The organism is Candidatus Acidulodesulfobacterium sp. H_13 (assembly GCF_048541835.1).
Lineage (GTDB): Bacteria > SZUA-79 > SZUA-79 > Acidulodesulfobacterales > Acidulodesulfobacteraceae > QIJE01.
Map to the genome: position 1 here is coordinate 52603 of NZ_JBLEOY010000001.1, position 23652 is coordinate 76254.

Here is a 23652-nt window from a genome sequence, read left to right on the forward strand (position 1 = left end):
AATAGAAGATGTTTAGGGTAATCGATACGGGTTTACAAGATTTTTCATTTAATATATGCATGGATAGATCTCTTGTCGAACTTAGAAAAGAGGGGTTGATAGAGGATACTTTCCGTTTTTTAAGATTTAAACCGTGTGCCTTGGTAGGATATCATCAATCCGTGTTTAGCGAGATAAGACAGGATTACTGCAAAGATAATGGTATAGGAATAGGAAGGAGGATAACCGGGGGCGGGGCGCTTTATTGCGACGAGATGCAACTTGGATGGGAGATTGTATTTTCTTCTAAAAGTATTGGACTGAATATAAACAGCCTTGAAAAACTTACCGAGAATATTTGCGGTGCTTTCGTAAAGGGAATTAATAAACTTGGTATTAATGCTAAATTTAGGCCTAGAAATGATATAGAGGTCGATGGGCGCAAAATTTCCGGTACCGGAGGTACTTATGAGTCTTCGATTTATTTTTTTCAAGGAACGTTGCTCTTAGATTTTAATCCCGAATATATGATTAAATCGTTAAGAATTCCGGTTGAAAAATTGACGTCCAAAAATTTCGATTCTATTCTTTCAAGAGTAACTTCCGTTAAGAACGTTATCGGCTACATACCCGAGTTGGAATATATAAAATCAAGCATTCTTTCCGGATTCGAGGAATATTTCGGCATCGATTTTTATAAATCCGGACTGTCAACAAAAGAAGAAGATTTTTTAAAAGAAAATAGAGCCGATTTTGCGGCTGAGGATTGGGTTTATTTAAATGAATTTGATCCTGTGGAAACGAAAATGATTTCCGAAATATATAAATGCGATGGCGGATTATTTAAGACTTACACGAGAGTCGATCAAAAGAGAAACCTTTTAAAGCAAATTTATTTTACCGGTGATTATTTTGTTTCTCCAACGAGGACTATTGCGGATTTGGAAAGCTATTTGAAGGATACGACGTTAGATGAATTGATTTTTAAAATAGATGATTACTTCAAAAAATTTGACCCTAAGTTTCAAAATATCGGCAAAAAAGATTTCTTAAACATAGCCGTTCAGATAATAAACAAGGTTAATTTTTCCAAAAATACCGGTATTACAGAGGAAGACCTGTCGAGATTTATCTTTATAAACGGAATGAGACCCGAAGACGTTTCATCCGCCGAATTTCTTCTATTACCGTATTGCGCTAAAAAAGCAAAATGTGAATATAGAAACGAGGATAAATGTATATCGTGTGGTGATTGCGAGACCGGTACGGCATATAAATTTGCAGAACGGTATAACATCAAACCGAAAACGATAATAAATTATGAAAATCTTGTAGAAACATTGAACAGGCTTAAAGCCGAAAAAATTAAATCCTATATAGGGTTTTGCTGTAAAGAGTTTTACATAAAAAGGAATGATGCATTCAGAAAAAGCGGCATAAAAGCGCTCTTAATAGATATATCGTCTCCGTTATGCTATTTATTACATAAAGAAGAAGGTGCTTACGAAGGTATTTTTAACGGAGAGACCTCTCTTGGGGCAGGGGTATTATTTAAGATGTTTGGACAAATGCATGATTATCATATAGCCGATTCGTAAGAATAATTTACCGGAGGAATTATAAAATTATGAGTAAAAATATAGCAGTAGAGATAGAAAATGACGTATACGAGGAGAGTTCCCCCGATTATCTAAAGGTAAGCCTGGCCGCCGCAATGACGATGGACTTCGTCCCCGGTATTTTTTATCGCAATGCCTGTCTTCATTGTATAAACGTGCTTCTTACATACGACGAGGGATGTAAGGCAAATTGCGCTTATTGCGGTCTTCAAAAAACGAGAGAAGGAGATTACAACGATAAAAGTTTTATAAGAGTAGACTGGCCGGTGTTCAAAACGGACAACATAATAGAATCGACGCTCAAAAAAAAGGATATAGCGGATAGAATTTGCATATCCATGATAACTCATGAAAAAGCAAAGGAAGATACCTTTACGATTTTAAAAAGGTTCGTCGGCGAACTGCACTGTCCGGTTTCTATACTAATGGCCCCTACCGTTTTAAAGCATCAAGATATAGATAGCTTTAAAGAGTGCGGCGCGGATATGGTAACGGTAGCCTTAGATGCCGCAACGCCGGAATTGTTCGACAAATATAGGGGGAAGGGCGTTAACGGACCTCATAGATGGAAAAAGTATAACGATATATTAGAATATTCCGTTTCGGTTTTCGGAAAAAACAGGGTTGGTTGCCATTTAGTTGTCGGCTTAGGAGAAACGGAAGAGGAAATGGTACGCAGAATACAGGCGGTTAGAGATATCGGGGCAAGGTCGCATCTCTTTTCTTTTTATCAGGAAAAGGGGTCGAGATTGGAGAATCATCCTCAATGCCCGGCGGGTAAATATAGACGCGTTCAGACGGCAAGACATATAATAGATTATGATATGGGCAGGGTCGAGGATATGATTTTCGACGATAAAGAGAGGATTATAGATTTCGGCATGCCTTTTAAAACCGTTGCCGAAATAATAGAAAGGGGCGCAGCTTTTCAGACTACCGGCTGTCCCGGAAAAACCGAAATTTCGGCATGCAACAGACCATTCGGCGATTCTTCACCTAAGAATATAAGGAGTTTTCCGTTTGCGCTAAACATGAACGATGTGGCGAGAATAAGAAGAGAACTGTTAGATTATGATTGAGATGGAGAAAAATTAAAAATTGATAGGAAATTTTATTCACAAATACGACGGGGGTAATATAAATATATGCATAGATTCGATCCTGCAGATCATAAAAAATTAGATTCGGAAGAGAGACGTAAACTTACGCCTCCAGGGTTTCTTATTGAAGCAATAGAAGAAACAGCGACAGATTATCTAAAAACAAAAGATACCATTACCATCGCCGATGTGGGATGCGGAAGCGGTTTTTTTTCTATTCCACTGATAAAGAGATTAAAAAAAATAAACGATAAAAACGTACTTTTTTTTGCTTTAGATATAAGCGATAAAATGATAGGCATGTTTAACAAAAAACTTAGAAAAGAGATTAAAGATGAAGATATTTCTAATGTGAAATGTATTAAATGCGAGGAACTTTTTCTCTCTTTAGGGGATAATTCAGTTAATATCCTTTTAATGACAGCCGTTTTTCACGAGATTGAAGACAAACACGTTTATCTTCAGGAAATAAAAAGGGTGCTGAAGAATGAAGGGACATTTTTTCTTTTAGATTGGAAAAGAGAGGATGTGCATCCGATAATGGGACCGCCTTTACAAGAAAGGGTGTCCACCGAAGAAGCCGTAAACATATTGCAAGAATCCGGTTTTAACGATATAAATATTTTACCCTTATATCCCTCATTTTTCACTTTAATTTCTAAAAAATAAGTGAATATATTAAACCCGTTTTTTCTTAAAAAATTAGTCAAGACCATAATGGATTCCAACCTTTTGGTTTGGGGCGACAGGGTTATGATTGCGGTTAGCGGCGGCGTAGATTCCACCGTTTTATTATTATCTCTTTACGAATTAAGACATTATTTAGGCATAGATATTGCGTGTGCTTCATTTGATCATAAAATTAGGACATCGTCCGATAAAGATATAGCGTTCGTCGCAGGCTTGTGCAAACAATTATCTATACCGTTCTATAGCGGCGGCGAAAACGTAAAGTCTTACGCAAAGAACAACAGATTAAACACAGAAGAGGCGGCAAGAATTTTAAGGTATCGGTTTTTAATGGAATCGGCAGTTGATTTTGGAGCGAAAAAGCTTGCCGTAGCGCATCATCTTGACGATTTTGCTGAAAATTTTATTATAAGGTTGATTACCGGGAGCGGGAGCGGGGCGATGGCAGGTATTGCGGTAATATCCGGTATCGTAATAAGACCCTTTATAAATCATACAAAACGGGAAATATTAGACTTTGCCGAAAAGAATTCAATAAAATTCAGAGAAGATTACACAAATTACGATAAAAGAATTTTGAGAAATTTTGTTAGGCTTGAAATTATTCCTTTATTAAAGGAACGTAATGTTTCTTTTTTAAAAACTATTCGTAATACTTCCGAGATATTAAGAAAAGACGACGATTTTATAGAAAAGACGGCATTCAAGTTATTTAAAGAGATTGCAACGCCGGATACCTTCCAAAAAAGGATTATTTTTGATGCAAATGCCCTTATCGGAGTGGATGAGCCTGTTTTATATAGGTTCTTAAGGGCGGCCGTTTTAAGTACAGATGAAAAATATTGCGAGAGTAATTTATATATTTTCTCAAAGAAAATAATAGTTTCCTATGCAAATTTTAAAGTTTTTCTTAAACTTATAAAAAGTAAAAAGCCGAATACGTATTTCTTTATCAATTCTTTTATATGCGTTAGAAAAGAATACAATAAAGTTGCCATAGAATATATGCCTTTATCCTGTAGAAATTTGACGTTTAAATCGTTTAATTTCGAATTGAAATTGAGTAAAGACGCCTCTATGACAAATTGTAATTATAATTATTTGATAGACGGTAAAACACCCGGAACAATAAAAATAGACGAAATCGGAAAAACCTTTTATATAAAAGAATTAGACGGTAAAACTGGAAAAAGGGTGAAATTAAATATTTTAAGAAAAAGGTTTGATTTTGCGTCGCCGGACGTCGTATATTTCGATTACGACAAAATAGTCTTTCCGGTTACAATAAGACCCTTTAAGGAGGGGGATAGGTTCGTTCCTTTAGGTATAATAGCGGGGCATAAAAAGATTAAAGAGTATTTTATCGACAAAAAAGTGCCTTTAAGAATAAGAAAGATTATTCCCCTCGTAATTTTCGGAGACGAAATAGCATGGGTAAGCCTTAATACATTAAGCAATAACATAAAGATAACGGAATTTACCAATGTCGTCGGAGTAATGGGTATAAAATAACGGAATTTGTAAATAATTATTGAAAAAAATATATAAATATGCCATATTTAATAATATCTAAATTTTATCAATCAATATCTAAAATATAAGGGGGTCAATATAATTTGAACGCAAGACTTAAAAACATGCTGCTATGGATTTTTATAATCTTTTTGATGATTTTTGTTTTTACGATGCTTAATCATCATCCGCCTAAAACTCAAAAGATCATTTTTTCTTCTCTTTTAAAAAAGATAAAGGCTGGCAGCGTTAAAAGTGTTACTGTAGAATCACACAATATAAAGGGTATTCTTAAGAACGGAAAAAAGTTTAGAACTTATGCGCCGACTTATTCCGGACTCATTCCGCTTCTTGAAAAACATCACGTAGCGATAGACGCAAAGCCTAAACCTGGTTCTCCATGGTATTTTAGTTTCTTGATCGATTGGCTCCCGATGATAGTAATACTTTTTGCATTCTGGTATTTTTTCTGGAGACAAATGCAAGGAGGTGCCGGCAAAGCCATGTCTTTCGGAAAATCTAAGGCCAAGCTTTTAAGCAACGGAACAAATAAAATAACCTTTAAGGACGTAGCCGGGATAGAAGAATCTAAACAAGAACTTGAAGAAATAGTAGATTTTTTGAAGGACCCTAAAAAATTTACGAAGTTAGGCGGCAGAATACCTCACGGCGTTCTATTGATAGGAGCTCCGGGGACGGGTAAAACGCTTCTTGCAAGAGCCATAGCGGGGGAGGCAGGGGTTCCTTTTTTCAGCATAAGTGGCTCCGATTTCGTAGAGATGTTTGTCGGCGTTGGCGCTTCTAGGGTTAGAGACCTTTTTGCGCAGGGGAAAAAGAGTGCTCCGTGTATAATATTTATAGACGAAATAGATGCCGTAGGAAGACACAGGGGTGCCGGTCTGGGAGGCGGACACGATGAAAGAGAGCAGACGTTGAACCAGCTTCTTGTAGAAATGGACGGTTTTGAGCCTAATGAAGGCGTAATTTTAATTGCAGCGACAAACAGACCCGACGTTTTAGATCCTGCCCTTTTGAGACCCGGCAGATTTGACAGGCAGGTTCTCGTTCCCAAACCGGATATTAAGGGAAGAGAAGAAATATTAAAGGTTCATATTAAAAACGTTCCCAAGGATGAGAACGTTGATTTAAAAGTTATCGCCAGAGGAACGCCGGGATTTTCTGGAGCCGATCTTGCAAATATGGTGAACGAAGCAGCTCTTTTAGCGGCAAGAAAAAACAAATCCGTCGTTATGATGAACGATCTTGAAGAGGCGAAAGATAAGATTATGATGGGGACGGAAAGGAGAAGTATGGTGATAAACGAAAAGGAGAAAAAAATAACCGCCTATCATGAGTCGGGGCATACGCTTGTAGCCAAAATGATCCCCGGATCCGATCCTATACATAAGGTTACCATAATTCCAAGAGGAATGGCTATGGGGCTTACGCAGCAGCTTCCGATAGATGAAAAACACAATTATGACGAGGAGTATTTGCTTAGCGAAATAATAATTTTACTCGGCGGCAGGACTGCGGAGGAAATTACGTTTCATCAGATGACTACCGGGGCATCCAACGATATAGAAAGGGCTACTGATATTGCCAGAAAAATGATATGTGAATGGGGCATGAGTAAAAAGTTGGGTCCTGTCGCTTTCGGAAAAAAAGAGGAACAAATATTTCTCGGCAGGGAATTTGCTCAACATAAAGACTATTCTGAATCTACCGCGGTTTCTATAGACGAAGAGGTGAGAGAAATTATAGCTAAAAGCCATGAAACGGCAAGGAAGATTTTAACGGAAAATATAGATATATTAAACGATCTATCATTAAAACTGATAGAGAAAGAATCCTTGAACGGACAAGAAATAGACACAATTATCATTGCTCACAAACCCGATTATAAATCGAACGAAAGCCTGCGAGAAGAAAGTTCTGATGATAATTCTGACAAAGGGTCGAATATTAAAGATTAACTATGCAAGCATATCTCATAGATATTTTCGACAGCCGCGCTGCCTTGAAGGCGTTATATGGCGTAGGTGTGTCTAATATCGGAAAAATTATCATGGGAGAAAAGCTTAAGTATGCTGTTATTAAATTGAAAAACATAAGCCCGACTACCCTCAACATACTTAAGCAGGAAGCGTTGAGCATAGGTGCGGAGCTTGCCAATCATAGGGATGTCATCACCGGAAAAATTGACGGTTCCGACTCTATTTTATTTGGAACGCCGGTTCAGCTAAGAATTGTCATAAAAAAGATAAAGTCTCAGGGATTCGGCTTGAAAGAATTATCGGTCGAGCTTGAAAATATATTAAAAGTATGCGATGGGTCTCACGAAAAAGTAAATAATAGAACAATGAGAACCGCTAAGGGTGATATATCTTTTAACGGTAAAACTTATATTATGGGCGTTCTCAATATAACGCCGGATTCTTTCTCCGATGGAGGTAAATATCTAAGTTATGATTCCGCGGTAAAAAGAGGCATAGAGATAGAAAAGGATGGCGCCGACATCATAGATATAGGTGGAGAATCCACAAGGCCTTCGGCATCAGAAATAGATGAGCAGATAGAGATTGACAGAGTATGTCCCGTAATTGAAAACTTATCTAAAACACTCGACATTCCTATTTCTATAGATACGAGGAAACCCGCGGTAGCAAAAGAGGCTATAAAGGCTGGAGCCCATATGATAAACGACGTATCCGGGCTTTCTTACAATGCCGAAGCTATGGCAAAAATTGTAATATCCGCTGACGTGCCATACATTATGATGCATTCGAGGGAAAAATCTCCTGAAAATATGCAAAAAGATTTAGTACCTTACGATGATATGTTTTATGAAGTACTTTCATATTTTGAAAATAAGATAGATTATCTTAAGGCCGGCGGTTATGATGCGGATAATAATGTTATAATCGATCCCGGTTTCGGCTTTGCTAAATCCATGAACGACAATTATGACTTACTATCCGGTATTATCTCCTTTAAATCTTTAGGATTACCCGTTATGGCGGGCGTTTCAAGGAAATCTTTTATCAACCGTATTACCGGAAAAAACCGAGACAACATTTTAAGCGGCAATATCGCGATCTTTTCATATTTAAAACTAAAAGGCATAGATATAGTCAGGGTTCACGACGTAAGACAAACCGCATCGGCGTTTGCCTCGTTAAATAAAATAATGTAACGAAGTATGGTATAAAGCAAGATGTTTTCTCTCTTACAAAACTTCGGATGGCAGGATGTTTTAGATATAATAATCGTAGCATTTATAATCTACAGGACAATAACGCTCATAAAAGGAACCGGGTCGTTTCAGGTTCTTGTCGGACTTATAATAGTTTTTGCCATATTTTTATTTTCCGTTATTTTTAAGCTCTATGCAACAGAGTATATTTTCGGCAATTTTCTAAGTTCTATAATAGTAGTAATAATAGTACTCTTCAGAAATGAAATAAGAAAGGCGCTTATAGGTGTCGGAAAAAATCCTTTCTCAGTTGCTCAGAATAAATTGGAGAGGGTAAGTTTAGTCGAAGAAACGTCAAAGGCGGTTTTCGAATTAGTATCGAAGAGAATAGGCGCAATTATAGTTTTCGAAAGAGATATGTTTTTAGGCGACTATTTAAAAATAGGTATAAAGCTTGATTCTATTATCTCCAAAGAACTTCTCGTAAGTATATTTACTCAGCCGTCTCCGCTTCACGACGGTGCCGTTATCATTCGGAAGGGCAGAATAGCTGCGGCTTCCTGTTATCTGCCTCTTTCTACGGAAGATAATATAAGCAAAAGATTAGGTACAAGGCACAGGGCGGCGATCGGTCTTTCCGAACTTACCGATGCGTTCTCCATTGTTGTTTCCGAAGAAACAGGCATGGTTAAAATAATACGCCCTAAAAAAATACTGAAAATAGAAAGCCTGGAAGACTTAAGAAATCAGCTTTTGAAAAATTTAAGTTATCATTACGAACAAGAACAGCCCTTAATAAAAACGATTTACGAGCTTTTATTTGGAAAATCCGAAGAATCCCAAAAGAAACAGGATTAAAAATATTAACGGTACTGTATATGAATAGAAATATAGAAAATTTAATAAAAAAGAATTTCTGGCTAAAACTATTTTCTCTAATTTTTGCGATTATCGTATGGGGATATGTCGTAGGCGGAACCAAACAGGATATTGTTTATACGGCGGGGCTCATAATTAAATCTCTTCCGAGCGGTTACGCCGTAAGCAATGAACTTCCCAGAGAAATTCATGTAAAGCTGCGCGGTTCAAGGATAGCGCTAATGAGGCTCAATAAAAAAATCTTTTTTACGATAAACGAAAATTATCTTCTTACCAGAAAAAACACGATAATCTTAAGCAGGTCTTATTTGAACCTTCCAGCCGGTATAAAGGTTATAAGCATCCGTCCGAGTATTATTCCGGTAATAATTAGCAGGGTTATAACGAAGTATATAAAAATTCTGCCGGTAACCGTCGGAAGACCGCCTGCGGGTCATTATTTAAAAAATATAAGTGTTTTTCCGCAATATATTCCGGTCAGGGGACCGAAAGATATCGTTGGACATATGTCGGTCGTTAAGACTATGAAGATAGATCTAAGAAACGTCTATAAAAGTAAATCATTAACGGTTTCCCTAAGAAAACCTACAAAATTAGTAAAAATTATGTATAATAAAAAGGTCAGTGTGAATGTTACCATTTCAAAGTAGAATCGATATGCTTTGAGAAAAGGAGATAGGCTAAATATGAAAAAATTATTCGGAACGGACGGTATAAGGGGACAGGCAAACAGATACCCTTTGACTTCGGAAGTGGCCTTAAAGATGGGCATGGCCTTGGTGCAAGTTTTAAAATCGAGAGGAAAAAGACCGAAAATAGTAATAGGTAAGGATACGAGAATTTCCGGTTATATGCTTGAAACGGCACTTTCATCCGGGATATGCGCTATGGGTTCTGATGTTTATTTGGTCGGACCAATGCCGACGCCCGGGGTTGCTTTTATAACATCCAGTATGAGAGCCGATGCCGGCGTCGTAATATCTGCTTCGCATAATCCTTTTTACGATAACGGAATAAAGTTTTTTAACGGCGATGGATTTAAATTATACGATGAAGTATGTAAAAAAATAGAGGATCTATTTGTCAATTATAAATTTGACAATGCGGGACCAACGGGGGGTAATATAGGCAAGGCTCACAGGATAGACGATGCGGCAGGCAGATATGTAATTTTTACTAAGCTATCTTTTCCTAAAAATCTAACCCTGAATGGTTTAAAAATTGTAGTAGACTGTGCTAACGGCGCCAACTATAAAGTAGCTCCGGAGGTTTTTTCGGAACTCGGAGCGGATATCATCTTAGAGAATGCAAGCCCCGACGGAATAAATATTAACGACAACTGCGGTTCCACGCATCCCGATAATTTGAGCTCATTGGTAAAGAAAAACGGGGCAGACGTCGGTTTAGCCTTTGACGGCGACGGAGACCGAGTAATTTTTAGCGATGAAAACGGAAAGATACTCCAAGGAGATGAGTTTCTCGCTATATGCGCTATAAACATGAAATCAACCGGAGAGCTAAAAAATAATGGCGTAGTTACTACTCCTATGTCGAACATCGCCCTTGAACTCTTATTTAAAAAGTATGAGATAAAAACGATTTATACCAAGGTCGGCGATAGATACATTATGGAAGAAATGATTAAAAACGATTATAACCTCGGCGGCGAACAATCCGGGCATATTATATTTTTAGATAATACTAATACCGGAGATGGTATAATATCGGCCTTAAAACTTCTTACGATTATGGTAAAAACGGATAAGCCGCTTTCGGAACTGAGAAAGATTATCGAACCGTATCCTCAAGCTCTTTTCAATGTAGAGGTACCTTATAGGAAAAACATCGACGAGATGACAAAAGTTTCAAAAAAAATAGATCATTTTAACGAAGTGTTAAAGAATAGGGGCAGGATTTTTGTAAGGTATTCGGGAACGCAGAATTATTTGAGGGTTCTTGTGGAGGGAAAAAATGATGAGGAAATTAACAGAATAGGTAACGAAATTGAAGAAGAGATAGAAAGATACTTTGATAATAACGGCATTTAGCAATAATATTAAGAAATTCGGAGAAACGGTTTATGGAATTAGGCGTAAATATAGATCATGTTGCAACCTTAAGGAATGCGAGGGGTGAAATATTTCCGTCTCCGGTTCATGCGGCTTTCGTCGTTTTAGAGGCCGGAGCGTCTAACGTAACCTGCCATTTGAGAGAGGATAGAAGACACATAAAAGACGAGGATGTTAGGATTATATCCGATTTAACGAAAAAATTAAATCTTGAAATGTCCGCCGACGAGGGGATAGTAAAAATCGCTATGGATATCATGCCTCGAAGCGTAACTATAGTACCGGAAAGAAGGAAAGAGCTTACAACGGAGGGCGGATTGGACGCAATATCAAACGTAGGCCGATTTAGGGATATAAATTCAGAATTTAAATCTATCGGCTGTACAACATCAGCTTTTATAGAACCTGATTTAAAACAGATAGAGGCCGCTGCAGAAGCCGAATTCGACTTTATAGAAATACACACAGGCAGTTATGCCGGTAAAACCGGGATTAAGGATAAAGCAATAGAATTAAAAAGGATAAAAGAGGCGGCAAGACATGCCGTAAAAATAGGACTCAAAATTAATGCCGGACATGGATTAAATTATAAAAATGTTTACGACATCGTCATGATAGACGGTTTTTATGAATTTAATATAGGCTTTTCCATAATATCCCGTTCTATATTCACCGGATTGGAGTCCGCGGTAAAAGAAATGCTCGGCATCATAAAGGCTGCAGAATTAGCAAAAGTATAGAATGGTAGAGGGTATAGGTATAGACTTAGTTTCTATAAGAAAAATAAAAAAGGCACTGTGTTCGCATAGAGAAAGATTTTATAGCAGGGTTTTCTCGGAAAAAGAACGAAATGTTATAGAAAAAATTAAATACAGAAACGAACTAAAAGCCATGAAGAAAGCGGCGGGCTATTTTGCGGTTAAGGAGGCGTTTCTAAAGTCCATAGGAGCGGGCATCTTTTCCCTGCCGCTGAATAAAATAACCACATCGAATGAAGAAAGCGGGCAACCTTTGATAAATATAGATGAAGATACAGCATATATGATAAGCCGAAAATTTAAAAAAACTCTGTTTTCGATAAAAGTTAGCATAACCCATGAAAATGATTTTGCCTGTGCGGTTGTTGTGATTCAAAGCCTTAATAAAAAATGAAATTATATTTTTCCGAAAATTTAAAAAAAATAGACGAAGAGAGTTATTCCATTTTCGGATATTCCAAGAATATACTGATGGAAAATGCCGGGGGTGGATGTTATAGGGAGATTTTAAAATTATACGGCAAAGATTATCTCTTAAAATCCGATATTACCATAATATGCGGAAAAGGAAATAATGGCGGTGACGGTTTTGTTTTATCGCGCTATCTTTTTAATGCCGGGGTTAGCGTAAAGACGGTAATTCTTGCGAACAAAAATTTATACAAAGGGGCTGCCGAAGAAAACTTGAATATTTTGCTTAATTTAAACTCCGACGTGATAGAAATTTCCGAAATAAAACAACTGCCTATTTTATCGGAAATTTTAGACGGAACGGATATCTTATCCGATGCGATATTCGGAGTGGGAATAAACAGAGAAGTAACAGGTTTTTTAAAAGCTGTTATAGAAATAGTCGATACAAAGAGTAGGGAAATTGGGTTTGAAATATTATGTATAGACGTTCCAAGCGGGTTAAATGCCGATACCGGAGATTTTATGGGTTCCGGAATAAAAAGTAATATAAAGAGGATTTTTACATTAGGCGGGTTAAAAGCCGGTTTTTATGTTAACGAGTCAGAGAAGCTTTTACTGAGTGAGAAATTAACACTAATCGATATAAACCAGCCTAAAAAGTTGTTAGATAATTATTATTCTGGAATAGAAGTAATTGACGAGGAAGAGGCTATAGGGTGTTTTACCGAAAGAAAGGAGACCGGGACAAAATTCGATTACGGGCATTTACTTTCGATAGCCGGGAGCTATGGTAAAACCGGCGCGGCATATATGTCTTCCTATGCCGGATTTAAGAGTGGGGCAGGTCTCGTTTCCGTAGCTGTTCCGGCTAAATTGAACGATATTATGGAAACAAAAACGACCGAAATAATGACATATCCTGTTTTTGACGATAATAAAGGGTTTTTTGTAGAAGAAAGTGCTGCGGATATTTCAGAGAATATGCTTCAAGGTAAGACGGCAGTCGTTATCGGACCCGGAATAGGTCTAAATGAAAGGACGAAGCTATTTTTGAGCAGGCTTATTCGAGATATAAGGGTTCCTATGATTTTAGACGCCGATGCCTTAAATATTTTATCGGAGAACATGAAAATATTAAAGGAAATTTCTGATAAAAACGATATTGTTTTAACGCCGCATTTTAAAGAAATGGAGCGTTTGACGGGTATTAACAGAAGAACAATAGAAAAAGACCCGTTGAATATCGGGAAGAATTTTGCCAAAGAGTTCGGGGTATATTTAGTTCTTAAAGGGTCAAGTATGTTTATATTCGATAAAAACGGCGAAAACGTTTCTGTACAGTGCGCACACTGTACACTGCTTGCAAGCGGAGGAAGCGGCGACGTATTAAGTGGCATTATAGGTTCTTTTATTTGTCAGGGTATGAATATATATAAAGCATTGAAGGCGGCATCTTTTTTAATGGTTTATTCTGCCAATAATCTTAAAGAAGAATATGGTGATTTTGGGGCAGGAGCCGTGAAGATAGCCGAAAATATTCCGAAAACCATAAATTTAATGAAGGTAAGACATAATAAAAATCATCCAAATTCCACACTGCGATAATAGGTAATGCCGGGTGAATTAAAGGGAGAGAGAGTATATGGTAGAGGCAAAAGACGTAATGACCGGAAACGTAATAGTCTTAAACGAAGAAGACGAGATAAAAAAAGCGGCAGATATATTTTTAAAATATAAAATAAATGCGATTCCGGTAGTCGACAAAAATAAAAAACTTACGGGTATAGTATCAGAAACCGATCTTGTGTATCAAGAATCCAATCTTCATATACCAACCGTTTTCACTATTTTCGACAGTATATTCTATCTGGGAACATCTAAGCATTTTAAAAAAGACGTGGATAGGATAACGGCAACTAAGATTAAAGACTTAATGAATAAAGACGTTTTTTACGCGAAAGAGAACGAAGATATATATAACCTTGCAACCGTTATGACGGATAAGAAATTTTACTCTATTCCTATCGTAAACGACGACAAGGAAGTTATCGGCATTGTCTCCAGATACGATATAATCAAGGCCATGTCTTCAAAAAAGAAAAAAAAAGAGAAACAGGAAAAATAAATTTGCAAAAATTCGAATCCGATTCGCCTAAAAAAACCGAATTTATAGCGAAAGAATTTGCGAAAAGATTAAAGGCAGATGATTTTGTTTCGATAAAAGGTGTCTTGGGAGCCGGAAAAACAAGGTTTTCATCGGGGATCATAAGTTTTCTTTGTCATAGTGGTAAAAACGGTAATATTTTTGCCACAAGTCCGACTTATACGATAATGAACGCTTATGACTGCGGAATAAAGATAAACCATTTCGATTTTTACAGATTAAAAACTATTTATGATTTAGAAAATTGCGGATTCTTTAATTCGTTGGATGGTAAAAATATTACCATTGCCGAGTGGACGGATATAGTAGAGATAGATTATAAAAAATATATTATCGGCAACTATTACGTCGTAGATATACAAAAAGACGACGACGGAAAAAAAGAGAAAAGATATATAGAAATAAAAAAAATATTATAAAAACAATACGGGGAGAAAGAGTTGGAAAATTTCGATGTTTGCGTCTTGGGCGGTGGTCCGGCAGGGTATGTGAGTGCATTGAAATCCGCTATCAACGGTTTATCCGTTGCGATAATAGAAAAAGACAGATTTGGCGGAACATGTCTTAACAGGGGGTGCATACCGACTAAAATATTATATTCAAAGGCAAAATATCTAAGCAGGCTTAAAGCGCCGGAGCACGGTTTTATCGTGGATGAATTTAGTTTTAACTATGGAGAGATAATAGACTATAAGGATGAGGTCGTCTTGACACTTACGGGGGGCGTCGAAAAACTCTTAAAGGCAAGGAAGGTTAAGATTTTTTACGGCTTCGGCAGGGTCGCCGGTTCGGATGATAACGGTTTCAGACTCGGCATAGCATTAAATGAATATTCTGCCGATAAAAATATAGAGGAAGCACAGATTTCCGCAAAAAATCTAATAATCGCAACCGGCTCGTCCCCTCTTATGATATCCTCTTTTAATATAGACCATAAAAGCATAATAACGTCAGACGAAGCCCTTTCATTGAGAGAGATACCGAAGTCTTTAATCATTATAGGGGGAGGGGTTATCGGATGTGAGTTTGCCAATATTTTTTCGGAATTCGGGTCTAACGTTAAAATAATAGAACTCTTGCCTTCTATACTTTCTACCGAAGATGCTGAGATTTCTAAATTTACCCGCAAGGCTTTTAAATCACGTAATATAGATATAACGAACGGCGCGGAGGTAGACAGCATTGCGCCGGCGGCGGCAAACGGTAAGGCCGCGGTTACATTAAAAAGCGGTGAAATATTCGAAGCCGACAAGGTAATTGTTTCTATCGGAAGAAGATTAAATATCGCAGGTCTGGGACTTGAAGACACAGGCATAAAGATGACCGAAAGAGGCAGAATAAAGGTTGACAGCCGTAATGAGACGAGCATTAAGGGGGCTTATGCATGCGGAGACATAATAGACGGACCGATGCTTGCCCATAAGGCGTCGTTCGACGGAATAATAGCGGCGGATAACATCGCCGGAATAAATAGAGAAAAAAATTACGACGTATTACCCTGGTCCATATATACAAATCCGCCTATAGGAACCGTCGGGCTAAAAGAGGGTGATGACGGGCTCCCCTTAAATTATAATACGGGGCGTTTTTCGTATGCCGCAAACGGAATGGCTTTGGCTATGGAAGAAAAAGAGGGATTTTTAAAGGTTTTGGTTGAAGAAAAGTCTAAAAAGATTATCGGAGCGACTGGAGTAGGGGCAGATATTCCTGAGTTAATCGCAGAAATTGCCTCCCATATGCACTACGGCGGAACTATTTTCGACATAGAATCTACGATTCATTCACACCCCACTCTTTCGGAAATAGTCCCCGAATCGGCATTAGATTCAATAGGAGAGGCGATTCATAAGTTTAATTCCCGAGCGGCAAAAAAGCATCGATAATCTATAATGAGAATATTCTATTAATTTATGGCTCTTATTATTCAAAAATTCGGCGGCACCTCTATGGGCAGCATAGAAAAAATAAGGCGCGTCGCCGCTAAAGTAATCAAAGAAAAACTCAACCGCAACGATGTAGTCGTAGTCGTAAGCGCTATGGGCGGAGAAACCAGTAAACTTTTAGATCTTGCTTCTAAAATGGGAGGCTGTCGGAACGATATGGAAACCGACTTGATTATTTCCAGCGGGGAACAAGTAAGCTCAGGGCTTCTTTCTTTAGCGTTAAAGAGTGAAGGCTATGACGCTATTCCGTTGTTGGGTCATCAGGTAAAAATAACGACGGATGAATTTTATGGAAAAGCAAGGATATCGTCTATAGACGTCAAAAATATATATAGAATGATCAAGCAGGGCAAGATAGTCATTATAGCCGGATTTCAAGGGATAAATTCCGGCGGGTTTATTACTACGCTGGGGAGAGGCGGATCTGATACGACGGCGGTTGCGGCGGCAGCGGCAATTAATGCGGACAGATGCGATATATATACGGATGTAGATGGAGTTTATACGGCAGACCCGTCGATAGTATCGGATGCCAAGCGTTTAGATGTCGTATATTTCGATGAAATGATAGAGATGTCGAGCCTCGGAGCAAAGGTATTACAGATAAGATCGGTCGAATTTGCCATGAAATATAAAGTAAATTTATTTGTGAAATCCACTTTTTTAGAGAGTAAAGGAACACAAATAAAATTTTTAGGAGATGAGGAAGACATGGAAGAGTTGCAGGTATCAAGCGTTGCATGCGACAAAGACGAGGCAAAAATTTCTATAAGGGGTATTCCCGATAAGCCCGGTATCGCCGCAAAGATTTTTTCAAAAATTTCAGATATAAATATTGTAGTAGATATGATTATACAAAATATATCTGTAGAGGGTCATACCGATTTGACCTTTACGGTTTCTAAAAAAGATTTGCAAAAAGCGATAGAGATAGCAAGCGATATCGCAAGAGACCTTAATGCAAAAGACGTCATAAGCGACGATAAAATTGCAAAGATTTCCGTAATAGGAGTCGGAATGCGCAATCATCACGGAACCGCTTCAATGATGTTTGAATCACTGGCCAAAGAAAGTATTAATATAATGATGATTTCTACTTCTGAAATTAAAATATCGTGTGTCATAGAGGCTAAATATGCGGAACTTGCCACAAGGGTACTGCACGACGTGTTTAACTTGGGAGAAACCGACAATAAAAGAGATGAATGTAAATAACGATTATATAGAGATATACGATACGACCCTGAGGGACGGAACGCAGAGCGAGGGGTTTTCATTATCTATCGACGATAAGTTGATGATAGCAGGAATTCTTGACGAACTCGGCATTCATTTTATAGAGGGAGGATTCCCCGCCTCCAATTCAAAAGACAGGAATTTTTTTGAATTAGCATCGAAAAAGAAGTTTAAAAATTCAAGATTGGTCGCATTCGGAAGTACCAGAAGAAAAAATAGTTCGGCAAAAGATGACGCGGGACTAAGGGCATTAAACGAGACCGGTGTCATGTATTTGGCTATTTTCGGGAAATCTTGGGATTTGCACGTAAAAAGCATTTTAAAGATATCCTTAAACGAAAATTTGGATATGATTGCGGATTCAATTGATTTTTTAAAATACGGGGGCAAGACGGTATTTTTCGATGCGGAACATTTTTTTGACGGTTTTAAAAATAATGAAGGTTACGCCGTTAAATCCATAAATATTGCCTTAGAAGCCGGAGCTAATAAGGTTATCTTGTGCGATACTAACGGAGGATCGCTCCCGCATGAAATATCTGAAATAATAAAAAGGCTTAATACATATTATGGCATAGACTTAACCAAACTCGGTATACACTGTCATAACGACATCGACTGCGCAACCGCAAATACTATTACCGCCGCCTTGGGCGGCATAAGTCATATCCAGGGAACGATAAACGGATACGGAGAAAGAACAGGCAATGCCAATCTCTCGATTGTTATTCCTAATCTTGAGTTAAAAATGGGGCTTAAGGCTATAGGAGAGGAGAAACTTAAAAATCTTGTCAAAATAAGCCGTTTAATAGACGAGATAGCCAATAATATTCCCGTTAAGAATATGCCTTACGTCGGCGAAAGCGCTTTTGCCCATAAAGCAGGAATGCATGCTCATGCCGTTTTAAAGAATCCGTCGTCATACGAACATATCGAACCGACATTAGTCGGTAATCATAGGCGATTTTTAATTTCTGATTTATCGGGTAAAAGTAATATAGAGGCCAAAGCGAAAGAGATAGGGTTTGATTTGAGTAAACTTACGACCTCTCAAGAAACGGATCTCTTGAATAAGATTAAAGAGCTTGAAGGTATGGGGTTTAATTTTGAAAGCGCTGACGGCTCTTTTAAAATTTTTTTAAACAGGTATTCTTCGGCAAACGACAACAAGAATACTGGCGGAGAATACTTTAAATTACTTGCATTTAGGATAAATGTCGAAAAGACGACCGACAATAATATATTCAGCGAAGCCGTTGTTATGATAGAGGTTAAGTCCAAAGCCGAACATGTGGTCGCAGTAGGGGACGGTCCGGTAAACGCCTTGGATAATGCTTTAAGGAAAGCATTGGTAAAATTTTACCCAGTGCTTAACGAGATGAGGCTTACTGATTTTAAAGTGAGGGTAATAAGGGGCAGTAAGACAAAATCAGGTACGGCTTCTTATGTCAGGGTATTAATAGAGTCATCGGACAAGGAAGATAAATGGACGACTCTCGGGGTATCGGAAAACATAATAGAGGCATCCTATATGGCTCTTGTAGACGGCATAACATATAAACTAGACAAAGAAAGAGTTAAGGTGGGTAATAAATAATGACAGATTTTGATAATATAAAAGAAATAGGATTTTTTAAGGCACTATTTTTAACGTGGAAAAAATCTCTTTTCAGCCCAGAGGTTTTCTATAAAGAGTTGGATTATGACGATACTGCCATGGTGAGCGACAGCGAATTCGGAATCTTACGTCCTTATTTCTATGCTTTAATATTTACGTATATAAGCTTAGTATTTTCCTTATTTTGGGAGGTATTCTTTTTTAAAATAAGTTTATATAGTAATTACACTATATTATCGAAAATTCCGCTATTTCTATCTGATAAAAGTTCTATGGTTTTATACTTAATAGCGGGGAGCATCTTCTTATTACTTTTGTTTGGAATTTTATATACTATTTTTCTGGCAATTCTGACTGTCATAATACATGGATTCGTAATGCTTATGGGTGGAAATAAGGGAATAAAAAACACTTTTAGAATAATAGGCTATGCTTCCGGAGTGGGTGTTTTCTCAATACTTCCTATCTTTGGGTATAACATATCAGCGGCATGGTTTGCGGTATTATTAATAATAGGCGTTAAGGAAACCAACGAACTTTCCACTCAGAAGTCTATAATGACACTGTTGCTTCCGTTTATTCTTATTCTAATGATATTTATAACCTTTTTAATAAAGATTATTCTAATAAGACAGCCGTAAAGGATTAGCTCATAACCTTCCGGATGAGTCAAGAATCTTCATTCTTTCTCTTATGATCTCCGTAACGTAATCTCTTGCGGGACCGAAAATTTTTCTCGGGTCTATCTGTGTTTTATCCGTAGCAATGCTTTCCCTAACCCTTGCCAAAAAGGATATGCGCAGATCTGTATCTGTATTGACCTTGTTTATTCCATATTTTATCGCTTCTTTTAGGACATCGAACGGGACGCCTTTCGCTCCCTTTAAATCTCCGCCGAATTCTTCAAATTTTTTAGATGCGGCCTCGGGAACGGATGAAGCGCCATGAAGAACAAGGGGGATGCCGGTCAACTCCTTTACTTTTTTTAGGCGTTCAAAATCTAGTTTAGCTTCGCCCTTAAATTTAAATGCTCCATGGGAAGTGCCTATTGCCGGGGCAAGAAAATCGATGCCGGATGCAGAAACAAAATCTACAGCTTCTTCTGGATTTACAAGAACGGCATCCCTTTCCGCAACGGAAACATTATCTTCAATACCCTTAAGCCTTCCGAGTTCGGCTTCGACCGATATTCCGAGAGGGTGACAAATATTGACCACCTGTTTTGTTATTTTAAGATTTTCTTCGAACGGAAAATGAGATGCATCTATCATGACGGATGTAAAACCGGCCCTTATTGCGGTCATAACCGCACTCAGATTTGAACCGTGGTCAAGATGAAGAGCAACCGGAATATCCGGATGGGCATCCGAAATGGTTTTAACCATAGAATATATCATATCTGCGCCGGCATATTTCATGGCGCCTTCGCTTGCCGCAATGATTATAGGCGACTTTTCGGCTAAAGCGGCGGAAAATATCGCTTGCAAGAACTCCATATCATTGATGTTGAAAGCCCCTACCGCGTAACCGTTTTTATCGGCGTTATCGAGTATGATTTTTGTGGATATCAAAGACATTTTAGTCCCCCTTTTTATTTAAATCATTAGTTTTGTTACACAATACCGATATTATATCTCGTATCAAAAAAAATAAACTAAACGGCGGAAGCGTATGGGAATCGAACCCACCTCACCCTTTGTAGGAGCGACTGTTGATTTGAAGTCAAAGAGAGGCACCAGCCGTCTATCCGCTTCCTTCTTCCATCACGATTAAAATGTTATCATACAAATGCCCATTATTCAAGCCATTTAAACATCCCGTTAATACGGCGCATTCTATATTTATATGATAAAATATAGCATTTATAGCATTATTGAGTTATAATTTATAATGATAAAATAAAAAATAAAGGGGTAGAACAAACAGTTAAAATGGATAAGTGGAAAATAGGGGAAGACGAGTTCTTCAAAGAAAGCTATGATAAAAACGGTTTTTCTATCGGAGAGAAAAACGGAGATAATAATGCGTCCGGTACAAAGGCTGATTCGAACAATAATAAAGCAAATAAAAACGGCAGGGGTTCCGAAAAAAGAAAGGGTATTAATGCAAATAAAAATGATTTAAAAAAAATATTTTACGTCATGCTCGGAATTGCGGCATTTTTATCGGCATATTACTTACTCATAATATTGTTTCCCGGCAATAATACTAACGTAGAAATATTTGGGTTAAAAACCAAGGTTTACAGACCCTTAACGCTTCCAGAGAACAACCTTTTAATTACCGGTTATATAGTCAATAAAAACAAATTTTCCATAAGTTATGTCAAACTTGATGGAAAATTATATAGTACTAAGAATATAGTTCTCTTGACGAAACATGTTTATGCCGGCAATTTTATAAAACTTAAAAAACTCGAAGATATGTCCAATATTGCAGTCAATATGGCGTTAGGCAATAAAGAAGGCGTAAATATGTCTAACGTAGAAATATTACCCAACCATCCCATAAAATTTATGTTGGTTTTTTTGGACATAAGCCCAAACTCAAAAAATTATTCGATTACGATTAGCCACTTCTATCGAATTAAAAAATAATATTATATCTTTACATAATATGAGTTATAATCAGGCTTTCTTAGTAGTTTTAGCAGTTCCGGAGCGGGTTTGTCTTTTTCTTTTTTGAGGTGACGAAGCAGAACTTGTTCTTGATATCTGTTTCTTTTTTATTTTAGGCTTCTCTTCTTCTTTAGGCGTAACGTCTATTTCATCATTTCCTGAAACGCTGTTTTTGAAATTTTTAAGAGCCTTTCCTATACCGCTACCTATCTCCGGAAGTTTGCCGGCTCCAAATATCAGAAAAACGATTACAAAAATAATTATTATGCCGTAATAACTAAAACCGAACATTTTATTCCCCCTGTTACGATTAATTTCTTAAAATATAACTGTTATCTTTTAACTGGCGGAGAGGGAGGGATTCGAACCCTCGATAGACTTGCATCTATACATGATTTCCAGTCATGCTCCTTCGGCCTCTCGGACACCTCTCCGCATATCCTTATATATATGATATAGCTTATCATTATTTAAAAATATATTCAATACCCCTTATTTTTTTGTTGACAAAAGAATATATTTTGATAAACTAAACAACAGTAATTCTTTTCTCCATTTTTCCCCTCGATATATGTTGAATATGTCGGGGGGTTTCTTGATTCATTAACATATATCAGATGATTCTCACCAAGTATGAAAAACACCGCTTGTCAATCCGATAAAATCATAGAATTAAATGAAATAAAAAAAGAGATATCGGGACTCAAGAAATCCTCCAAGAAAATAGTATTTACTAACGGATGTTTCGACATTATACACGTTGGACACGTGAGCTATCTTAATAAAGCAAAAGCCCTCGGCGACATACTTATAGTCGGATTAAACAGCGATAAATCGGTCGAGCGGCTTAAAGGAAAGGGTAGGCCGATAATAAACGAAAGAGACAGGGCATATGTCTTGGTAAATCTGAAACCGGTCGATTACGTCGTGATATTCGATGAAGATACGCCTTATAATTTAATAAAAGAAATAAATCCCGATTTTTTAGTTAAAGGAGGCGATTACGACGGAAAAAACATAGTAGGATGCGATATTGTAGAATCATCCGGCGGACTGACGATATTAATAGACTTTGTAAACGGAAAATCCACGAGCAGTATTATAAAGGCGATAAAATCAATCCCTTCTCTGACCGAACAACATCAAAAGCATTAAAAACAGGTTTATAAAGTCCAGATATAATGTCAAGGCTCCCATAACCGTTTCTTTTCTTTCGTCGAAAGAACCGCTTAAATATATTTGTTTGAGTTTTTGCATATCATATGCGGTTAAGCCCAGGAATATAACGACTCCGAGAACTGATATAACGTACATTAAGGCAGAGCTGTGAAGAAAGAAATTTACGACCATAGCTATCATTATAGCAAACAATCCTACCATCATGAAATTTCCCATTTTAGTCAAATCCCTTTTGGTAGTATAGCCCAAGAACGCTAATATACCGAAAGACGCAGCCGTGATAAAGAACACTTCGCCTATCGATTGACTAGTATAAACTAAAAAAATGAAAGAAAACGTAATTCCCGTTAGCGCGGAGTATGATAAAAATATTATCTCGCTAATATAAGCGGGGAATTTGTTTATCCCGAACGACAACAGTAAAACGGCAACGAGTTGAAGCCCTATTAACACATAAAATAATAAAATATGAGTGTAAAGATACTGAACGACCGGCTTATCCATGGCTATAAGATAAGAAACCACTCCTGTTATCGCAAGCCCTAAAGTCATCCACGTAAAAATACCCCTGAAAAAATCGGACAGACCTTCTACTGCCTGTCCCCGTACGCTCGTAATATCATAATTATAATTCACTTATTTTTTTTCCTCCGGTTTATTTATAAAATTATGTCCTTA

23 protein-coding genes and 2 tRNA genes are annotated in these 23652 nt (G+C 37.5%); 20 read left to right on the plus strand and 5 right to left on the minus strand.

The window, feature by feature from the left end; translation table 11 throughout:
• Positions 1-8 precede the first annotated feature (8 nt).
• The 18 genes from ACMCNP_RS00250 to ACMCNP_RS00335 all read left to right on the plus strand — a co-directional run bounded on the left by ACMCNP_RS00250 (position 9) and on the right by ACMCNP_RS00335 (position 19818).
• Positions 9-1577 carry a lipoyl protein ligase domain-containing protein gene (locus tag ACMCNP_RS00250; protein WP_419312208.1) on the plus strand — a complete coding sequence of 523 codons (1569 nt, stop codon included), beginning with the start codon at positions 9-11 and terminating at the stop codon, positions 1575-1577.
• Positions 1578-1606: 29 nt separating this feature from the next.
• On the plus strand, positions 1607-2677 hold the full coding sequence (locus tag ACMCNP_RS00255; protein WP_419312210.1) for a radical SAM protein: 1071 nt from the start codon (positions 1607-1609) through the stop codon (positions 2675-2677).
• Positions 2678-2743: 66 nt separating this feature from the next.
• Positions 2744-3367, plus strand: a complete 624-nt coding sequence (locus ACMCNP_RS00260) for a class I SAM-dependent methyltransferase (RefSeq protein ID WP_419312213.1) — start codon at positions 2744-2746, stop codon at positions 3365-3367.
• The gene (gene tilS / locus ACMCNP_RS00265; protein WP_419312215.1) at positions 3368-4900 is read left to right on the plus strand and encodes a tRNA lysidine(34) synthetase TilS; all 1533 of its coding nucleotides are present in this window, start codon (positions 3368-3370) and stop codon (positions 4898-4900) included. It abuts the gene before it with no gap.
• Positions 4901-5004: 104 nt separating this feature from the next.
• Positions 5005-6876 carry an ATP-dependent zinc metalloprotease FtsH gene (gene ftsH / locus ACMCNP_RS00270; protein ID WP_419312218.1) on the plus strand — a complete coding sequence of 624 codons (1872 nt, stop codon included), beginning with the start codon at positions 5005-5007 and terminating at the stop codon, positions 6874-6876.
• A 2-nt stretch (positions 6877-6878) separates the two neighbouring features.
• On the plus strand, positions 6879-8096 hold the full coding sequence (gene folP / locus ACMCNP_RS00275; protein ID WP_419312221.1) for a dihydropteroate synthase: 1218 nt from the start codon (positions 6879-6881) through the stop codon (positions 8094-8096).
• Between the two features lie 21 nt (positions 8097-8117).
• Positions 8118-8954 (plus strand): diadenylate cyclase CdaA, encoded by an 837-nt coding sequence (gene cdaA, locus ACMCNP_RS00280; protein ID WP_419312224.1) that lies wholly within the window; start codon positions 8118-8120, stop codon positions 8952-8954.
• A 20-nt stretch (positions 8955-8974) separates the two neighbouring features.
• Positions 8975-9625 carry a CdaR family protein gene (locus tag ACMCNP_RS00285; protein ID WP_419312226.1) on the plus strand — a complete coding sequence of 217 codons (651 nt, stop codon included), beginning with the start codon at positions 8975-8977 and terminating at the stop codon, positions 9623-9625.
• A gap of 36 nt (positions 9626-9661) precedes the next feature.
• Complete coding sequence (gene glmM, locus ACMCNP_RS00290; protein WP_419312229.1) at positions 9662-11023, plus strand: phosphoglucosamine mutase; 1362 nt, start codon at positions 9662-9664, stop codon at positions 11021-11023.
• A 32-nt stretch (positions 11024-11055) separates the two neighbouring features.
• Positions 11056-11784: a pyridoxine 5'-phosphate synthase gene (locus ACMCNP_RS00295; RefSeq protein WP_419312231.1), complete on the plus strand. Its 729-nt coding sequence runs from the start codon at positions 11056-11058 to the stop codon at positions 11782-11784.
• A 1-nt stretch (position 11785) separates the two neighbouring features.
• Positions 11786-12196, plus strand: coding sequence for a holo-ACP synthase (acpS, locus tag ACMCNP_RS00300; RefSeq protein WP_419312234.1), 411 nt, complete (start codon positions 11786-11788; stop codon positions 12194-12196).
• The gene (locus tag ACMCNP_RS00305; protein WP_419312236.1) at positions 12193-13821 is read left to right on the plus strand and encodes an NAD(P)H-hydrate dehydratase; all 1629 of its coding nucleotides are present in this window, start codon (positions 12193-12195) and stop codon (positions 13819-13821) included. Before acpS ends, ACMCNP_RS00305 begins: the two co-directional genes overlap by 4 nt.
• A gap of 37 nt (positions 13822-13858) precedes the next feature.
• Positions 13859-14341: a CBS domain-containing protein gene (locus tag ACMCNP_RS00310; protein WP_419312239.1), complete on the plus strand. Its 483-nt coding sequence runs from the start codon at positions 13859-13861 to the stop codon at positions 14339-14341.
• A 2-nt stretch (positions 14342-14343) separates the two neighbouring features.
• Entirely contained in the window at positions 14344-14799 is a 456-nt protein-coding gene (gene tsaE, locus ACMCNP_RS00315; RefSeq protein ID WP_419312242.1) for a tRNA (adenosine(37)-N6)-threonylcarbamoyltransferase complex ATPase subunit type 1 TsaE, read from the plus strand.
• Between the two features lie 21 nt (positions 14800-14820).
• Positions 14821-16263 (plus strand): dihydrolipoyl dehydrogenase, encoded by a 1443-nt coding sequence (gene lpdA, locus ACMCNP_RS00320; RefSeq protein ID WP_419312245.1) that lies wholly within the window; start codon positions 14821-14823, stop codon positions 16261-16263.
• Positions 16264-16290: 27 nt separating this feature from the next.
• Complete coding sequence (locus ACMCNP_RS00325) at positions 16291-17538, plus strand: aspartate kinase (RefSeq protein WP_419312247.1); 1248 nt, start codon at positions 16291-16293, stop codon at positions 17536-17538.
• Positions 17525-19156: a citramalate synthase gene (gene cimA / locus ACMCNP_RS00330; protein ID WP_419312250.1), complete on the plus strand. Its 1632-nt coding sequence runs from the start codon at positions 17525-17527 to the stop codon at positions 19154-19156. The genes ACMCNP_RS00325 and cimA overlap by 14 nt, the downstream gene beginning before the upstream one ends.
• Positions 19156-19818 carry a YIP1 family protein gene (locus ACMCNP_RS00335; RefSeq protein ID WP_419312253.1) on the plus strand — a complete coding sequence of 221 codons (663 nt, stop codon included), beginning with the start codon at positions 19156-19158 and terminating at the stop codon, positions 19816-19818. Before cimA ends, ACMCNP_RS00335 begins: the two co-directional genes overlap by 1 nt.
• A 9-nt stretch (positions 19819-19827) precedes the next feature.
• Here the strand turns inward: ACMCNP_RS00335 and fba are convergent, their stop codons facing one another.
• Both fba and ACMCNP_RS00345 read right to left on the minus strand, forming a co-directional pair.
• Positions 19828-20754, minus strand: coding sequence for a class II fructose-1,6-bisphosphate aldolase (fba, locus tag ACMCNP_RS00340; protein ID WP_419312256.1), 927 nt, complete (start codon positions 20752-20754; stop codon positions 19828-19830).
• Positions 20755-20839: 85 nt separating this feature from the next.
• Positions 20840-20932, minus strand: a tRNA-Sec gene (locus ACMCNP_RS00345).
• 176 nt (positions 20933-21108) lie between these two features.
• Here ACMCNP_RS00345 and ACMCNP_RS00350 point away from each other — a divergent pair.
• Complete coding sequence (locus ACMCNP_RS00350) at positions 21109-21774, plus strand: hypothetical protein (protein WP_419312259.1); 666 nt, start codon at positions 21109-21111, stop codon at positions 21772-21774.
• Between the two features lie 30 nt (positions 21775-21804).
• Here ACMCNP_RS00350 and tatA read toward each other — a convergent pair whose 3' ends face one another.
• Both tatA and ACMCNP_RS00360 read right to left on the minus strand, forming a co-directional pair.
• Positions 21805-22086, minus strand: coding sequence for a twin-arginine translocase TatA/TatE family subunit (tatA, locus tag ACMCNP_RS00355; RefSeq protein WP_419312261.1), 282 nt, complete (start codon positions 22084-22086; stop codon positions 21805-21807).
• Positions 22087-22139: 53 nt separating this feature from the next.
• A tRNA-Ser gene (locus tag ACMCNP_RS00360) sits at positions 22140-22229 on the minus strand.
• A 199-nt stretch (positions 22230-22428) separates the two neighbouring features.
• Between ACMCNP_RS00360 and rfaE2 the strand changes: the two genes are divergently transcribed.
• Positions 22429-22950 carry a D-glycero-beta-D-manno-heptose 1-phosphate adenylyltransferase gene (gene rfaE2, locus ACMCNP_RS00365; RefSeq protein ID WP_419312263.1) on the plus strand — a complete coding sequence of 174 codons (522 nt, stop codon included), beginning with the start codon at positions 22429-22431 and terminating at the stop codon, positions 22948-22950.
• Here the strand turns inward: rfaE2 and ACMCNP_RS00370 are convergent.
• Positions 22912-23610, minus strand: a complete 699-nt coding sequence (locus ACMCNP_RS00370; protein WP_419312266.1) for a Bax inhibitor-1/YccA family protein — start codon at positions 23608-23610, stop codon at positions 22912-22914. The genes rfaE2 and ACMCNP_RS00370 overlap by 39 nt on opposite strands.
• Positions 23611-23652: the final 42 nt, after the last annotated feature.

Excerpts from the sequence above, each read along its gene's own strand:
- ACMCNP_RS00250 (WP_419312208.1), top strand. The coding sequence starts at position 9 with ATGTTTAGGGTAATCGATACGGGTTTACAAGATTTTTCATTTAATATA.
- ACMCNP_RS00255 (WP_419312210.1), top strand. The coding sequence starts at position 1,607 with ATGAGTAAAAATATAGCAGTAGAGATAGAAAATGACGTATACGAGGAG.
- ACMCNP_RS00260 (WP_419312213.1), top strand. The coding sequence starts at position 2,744 with ATGCATAGATTCGATCCTGCAGATCATAAAAAATTAGATTCGGAAGAG.
- folP (WP_419312221.1), top strand. The coding sequence starts at position 6,879 with ATGCAAGCATATCTCATAGATATTTTCGACAGCCGCGCTGCCTTGAAG.
- cdaA (WP_419312224.1), top strand. The coding sequence starts at position 8,118 with ATGTTTTCTCTCTTACAAAACTTCGGATGGCAGGATGTTTTAGATATA.
- ACMCNP_RS00285 (WP_419312226.1), top strand. The coding sequence starts at position 8,975 with ATGAATAGAAATATAGAAAATTTAATAAAAAAGAATTTCTGGCTAAAA.
- glmM (WP_419312229.1), top strand. The coding sequence starts at position 9,662 with ATGAAAAAATTATTCGGAACGGACGGTATAAGGGGACAGGCAAACAGA.
- ACMCNP_RS00295 (WP_419312231.1), top strand. The coding sequence starts at position 11,056 with ATGGAATTAGGCGTAAATATAGATCATGTTGCAACCTTAAGGAATGCG.
- acpS (WP_419312234.1), top strand. The coding sequence starts at position 11,786 with ATGGTAGAGGGTATAGGTATAGACTTAGTTTCTATAAGAAAAATAAAA.
- ACMCNP_RS00305 (WP_419312236.1), top strand. The coding sequence starts at position 12,193 with ATGAAATTATATTTTTCCGAAAATTTAAAAAAAATAGACGAAGAGAGT.
- ACMCNP_RS00310 (WP_419312239.1), top strand. The coding sequence starts at position 13,859 with ATGGTAGAGGCAAAAGACGTAATGACCGGAAACGTAATAGTCTTAAAC.
- ACMCNP_RS00325 (WP_419312247.1), top strand. The coding sequence starts at position 16,291 with ATGGCTCTTATTATTCAAAAATTCGGCGGCACCTCTATGGGCAGCATA.
- cimA (WP_419312250.1), top strand. The coding sequence starts at position 17,525 with ATGAATGTAAATAACGATTATATAGAGATATACGATACGACCCTGAGG.
- ACMCNP_RS00335 (WP_419312253.1), top strand. The coding sequence starts at position 19,156 with ATGACAGATTTTGATAATATAAAAGAAATAGGATTTTTTAAGGCACTA.
- fba (WP_419312256.1), bottom strand. The coding sequence starts at position 20,754 with ATGTCTTTGATATCCACAAAAATCATACTCGATAACGCCGATAAAAAC.
- ACMCNP_RS00350 (WP_419312259.1), top strand. The coding sequence starts at position 21,109 with ATGGATAAGTGGAAAATAGGGGAAGACGAGTTCTTCAAAGAAAGCTAT.
- tatA (WP_419312261.1), bottom strand. The coding sequence starts at position 22,086 with ATGTTCGGTTTTAGTTATTACGGCATAATAATTATTTTTGTAATCGTT.
- rfaE2 (WP_419312263.1), top strand. The coding sequence starts at position 22,429 with ATGAAAAACACCGCTTGTCAATCCGATAAAATCATAGAATTAAATGAA.